This is a genomic window from bacterium, assembly GCA_036524115.1.
GTDB lineage: Bacteria > JAUVQV01 > JAUVQV01 > JAUVQV01 > DATDCY01 > DATDCY01.
The window spans coordinates 1-4,069 of the sequence record DATDCY010000061.1 but is presented as its reverse complement, the minus strand read 5'-3'; the positions used below and the strand labels follow the sequence as shown (position 1 = coordinate 4,069).

Sequence of the window (4,069 nt, the reverse complement as noted above, 5' to 3'; positions counted from 1 at the left end):
GCCGGCTGCTGGCGGCGGTGCCGTCCCGGCCGCCCCGGGGTCCGCCGCGGCGCCCGTCGTCCCCGCCGCCGCCCGCGACTCCAGGACGTAGGCGAACAGCGCCCGGCACGACTGCAGGCGCTTGAGGTAGACCTTGCGCACGGTCTCGGCCTCCGCGCCGATCAGCGGCGCCAGCCGATCGCAGCGCGCGATCAGGTCCGCCAGCTCCGCGCTCGAGAGGCTCATCGCGAGGTCCGTCTTCACGCAGACCGCCTCGAACTCCGCCCGCCACTCCGGCGCCCGCTCCTGCGCGCCGGCGGCGCGGGCGAGCAGGAGCGCCGCACACAGGCCGGCGGCGCGGAACAGTGCCGATACGCGCAGGGTTCGTCTTCGCACCATCGCCTCCTTCAGCGGGACACCGGCTCCGGATACTCCGGGACTTTCTTCAGGTCCGGGTGGCAGCGCTTGCAGTCGGTGAGCGGGAAGGCCACGCTCCCGTGGCAGACGCCGCAGTACTGCCGCTCGACGATGCTGTCCATCCGCAGGCCGGCGGTGAACTTGCGCTTGATGTTGAACAGGTTGGGGTGGCAGTCGTTGCAGTCGAGCCACCTGGTGTGCCTGCCGTGCGGGAAGGTCGCGCTGGGCACCATGGGCCACTCCGCGTCCAGCAGGATGGTGTTGGCGAAGCCGATCTCCCCGGAGGGCTCGATCGAGAGCTTGTTCGCCGGTTTGATGAGCCCTGCCTCGAGCGCCGCGTTCCAGTCGATCCGGTTCCCGAAGCGCTCCTCGGGCAGTCGCCAGAGCGGGCCGAACTTGTCGGCCCCCCGGCGGATGTCGCCATTGTGGCAGCGCGCGCAGTCCTCGGGTTTCTCGTGCCCGAAGAGCGCCTTCCCGTCGTGGCAGGCGCCGCAGAACATCCCGGCCCGGTTGGCCTCCTCGGTGATCTCGGTGGTGTTCGCCTCGAAGTTGAACTGCAACTCGAAGTGGCAGACGCGGCAGGTGTACTTCAGGCGGTGCTGCCAGTGCGAGAACGAGACGGGCTGCACGCCGCTGGCGAGGGAGCCGCGGCTGATGATGAGGTTGCCGTACTCCTCCGGCGGCGGCGGAGACGGGAACGGGAAGTTCGCCCCCGCCCCGGCCGGGAGCAGCAGGGACGCCAGGAGCAGCAGGGCGCAGCCGGCCGCCCCCCGCCGTCTCACTGGACCGGCTTGGTGTGGCATCGCTGGCAGTCGATCATGGGGAAGGCGACGTTGAGGTGGCACTGGCCGCAGTACTTGCCGTCGAAGATCTCCATCATCGAGTACTTGGTCATGCCCTTCTGGATGCCCGAGAAGATCTCGGGGTGGCACCCCTCGCAGCCGCTCCAGAACGAGTGCTTCCTGTGCGAGAAGATGATCTCGTTCATCCCGGGGACCTTCGCGGCGATGTCGATGTCCTTGGGGATCTCGATGGCGCGGCGTTTGAACGAGAGCCCCTCGACGTAGTCCGCCGGCGTGATCTTCCCCGTCTCCTCGGCCTCCTGCCAGCCGATGCCGTTGCCGAAGCGCTCCTTGGGCAGGTCCTTGGCGAACGCGAAGAAGTCGTACTGCTGCGCGCCCTTCTGTCCGCCGCTGTGGCAGCGCAGGCAGCGGGTCCGCTTCTCCTCGTCGGTGTACGTGTCGGCGCAGGCGGCGAAGACCGTCCGGTTCTCGTGGGGCATCTTCCCGGTGTGGCAGGCGCCGCAGTAGAAGCCGGCCGCGATGTCCTCCCTGCGGATGCCCGTGGCGCCGGCCTTCATCGCGAAGCCGATGTCGACGTGGCAGACGCGGCAGGTGAACTTCGCGCGGTGCAGCCAGTGGTCGAACTGGGCGTTGGGGAGCTTCTGGTCGCTGTATGGCGTACCGAGCAGGACCCGGCCGAACTCAGGCGGCAGGGGGCGCCGCTTCTTCGTGCCGGATTGGGCGCCCGCGACGGCGGGGAGCACCAGCAGGGCGAGCGCGACGGCGATGACCTTTTTCATGCGACAGCCTCCGTGAGCGTGGTGTGTGCCAACGGACCCGTGCTGGCCGGCGCAGATGGTCGGGCACGGGCCGCCGATTGTCAAGCGCGGGCCGCGCCCGCGGGCTACAATGGCGGGGCATGAACGCGTTCGTCTCCGCCCTCGCCGGGCTCTGCGCGCAGCGCCGCTTCGAGGAGAAGCGGCTGATCGCCCCCTCGCGCCGCGTCGGCAACCAGTGGCTGGAAGCCGCAGCGCGCGCGGGTGCGCCGGCGCTCAACGTGCGGGTGGAGACGCTGCGCTCGTTCGCCGTCGGGCTCGCGGCGCCCGCGCTGGCGCGCGAGGGGCTCGCGGTGGCCCCGCGGCGGGCGGAGGAGCTGCTCGTCGACCGGCTGCTGCGCGAGCTGCTGCCGGCGCGGCTGCGCTACCTGCGGAGCGCGGCGCCCGGCCCCGGGCTGGCGGCGACCGTGCTGGCGACGCTCGCGGAGCTGCGCGTCCAGGGCGTCCCGGAAGGGCACCTTCGCGCGGGCGCGCTCGATGAGCGCGCGAAGGCGGAGGACCTGCGGCTGCTGGCCGTGGAGTACGACGCGCTCCTGCGCGCGGAGAAGCTCGCCGACTACGCGCACGTGCTGCGCGCCGCGGCGGAGCGCCTGGCGGCGGACCCGGACGCGCTCGGGCGCGACACGCTCGTGCTGCTGCCGGCGGACATCGAGCCGAACGGCCTGGAGCGGCGGCTCCTCGATGCCGTCCCGGCCGGACGGCTGGTGCACCTCGAGGTCGATCCTCCCGGCGTGCCGCCGGGCGTGCGCTTCGCCTGCGCGGTCGGGGATGGCAACGAGATCCGTGCCGCGCTGCGCTCCTGCCTCGAGCGGGGTGTCCCCCTCGACGAGGTGGAGCTGCTCCACACCGCCCCCGAGTACGCGCCGGCGATCGTCGAGGTCTTCGCGGCGCTGGAGCGCCCGGGCGCTGGCGAGGAGGCGGACGCCGCCACGGGGGCGCCGGTCACGTTCGCCGAGGGGCTCCCGTGCGCGCTCTCCCGGCCGGGCCGTGCGCTTGCCGGGTGGTTGCGGTGGCTGGCCGAGGGCTGCCCGCAGCCCGCCCTCGTCGCCCTGCTGCGCGAGGGCCTGCTCGAAACGGGGACGGCTCCCGGCGAGGTGTTCGCGGGCGCCCCGTGGCTCGCGGAGCTGCTCCGCTCGATCCCGATCGGCCGGGAGCGGGGGCGCTACCTCGCGAAGATCGACGAGGCCCTCGAGGCGGCGCGCGCCCGGCTGGAGGCGGCGGGCCGCACGGGCGAGGGCGGACAGGCGAACGAGGAGGACGGGGGCGACGACGACGGCGAGGGGGGGCGCCCCGAGAACGACCCGCAGCAACGGCGCGCGCGGCTGGCGCGGCGCATCGAGGCGCTGGCGACCCTGCGCCGGATCGTCTCCGCGGTGCTGGATGTCTCGCCGCCCGAGGATGCCCCGGCGGTTGCGCTCGTCGCCGGGGCGCGGCGCTTCCTCGAAGACTGCGCGCGCTCGGCCGGCCGCTTCGACGCCTTCGCAGCCGAGCGCCTGCGCGAGGAGCTCGACGGGATGGCCCACTGGCTGGTCCGCGCCGGCGGCGGTGCGGCCCCGGACGTGCGCGCCTGGCTCGAGGCGTTGCCGGGACAGACGCGCGTCGGCGGCAGCGGCCCGCGCCCCGGTTGCCTGCACGTGGGCGGCGTGCGCGGCGGCGGGCACGCGGGCCGGCCGCACACGTTCGTCCTGGGCCTCGACGACGCGCGCTTCCCCGGTGGCGGGTACCAGGACCCCCTGCTGCTCGACGCCGAGCGCCGCCGGCTGGACGAGACCATGCCCACGGCGGCCTCGCGCCTGGAGGAGACGGTGCGGGACTTCCGGCGCCTGCTCGGGCGCCTGCGCGGCGAGGTGACGCTGAGCTGGCCCTCCCGCGCCGTCGTCGAGGACGCCGAGCGTTTCCCGAGCCCGCTGCTGCTCGACGTCTTCCGGGAGGCGCGGGGCGCGCCGGGCGCGGAGCTGCACGAGCTGGCGGCGGCCGCCGGGCCGCCGGCCTCGTTCGCGCCGCAGGGGCCGGAGCTGGCGCTGGACCCGGCGGAGTGGCGCCTCTGGCGCTTCA

The 4,069-nt window shown here is 73.9% G+C and carries 4 protein-coding genes; 1 reads left to right on the top strand and 3 read right to left on the bottom strand.

Translation table 11 applies throughout. The features are described 5' to 3' along the window. The 3 genes from VI078_02915 to VI078_02905 form a co-directional block, all read right to left on the bottom strand. Nucleotides 1-375, bottom strand: a 375-nt coding sequence (locus tag VI078_02915) for a hypothetical protein (protein ID HEY5998234.1), incomplete at its 3' end; no start/stop codon positions are given. 11 nt (nucleotides 376-386) lie between these two features. Next, nucleotides 387-1,178, bottom strand: coding sequence for a c(7)-type cytochrome triheme domain-containing protein (locus tag VI078_02910; GenBank protein HEY5998233.1), 792 nt, complete (start codon nucleotides 1,176-1,178; stop codon nucleotides 387-389). Further along, on the bottom strand, nucleotides 1,175-1,978 hold the full coding sequence (locus tag VI078_02905; GenBank protein ID HEY5998232.1) for a c(7)-type cytochrome triheme domain-containing protein: 804 nt from the start codon (nucleotides 1,976-1,978) through the stop codon (nucleotides 1,175-1,177). The genes VI078_02910 and VI078_02905 overlap by 4 nt, the downstream gene beginning before the upstream one ends. Before the next feature lie 119 nt (nucleotides 1,979-2,097). Here VI078_02905 and VI078_02900 point away from each other — a divergent pair. Continuing rightward, on the top strand, nucleotides 2,098-4,069 hold a 1,972-nt coding region (locus tag VI078_02900), incomplete at its 3' end, for a hypothetical protein (protein HEY5998231.1).

What these genes read in the sequence shown, in the direction of transcription:
- VI078_02905 (HEY5998232.1), bottom strand. Translation starts at nt 1,978, where the DNA reads ATGAAAAAGGTCATCGCCGTCGCGCTCGCCCTGCTGGTGCTCCCCGCC.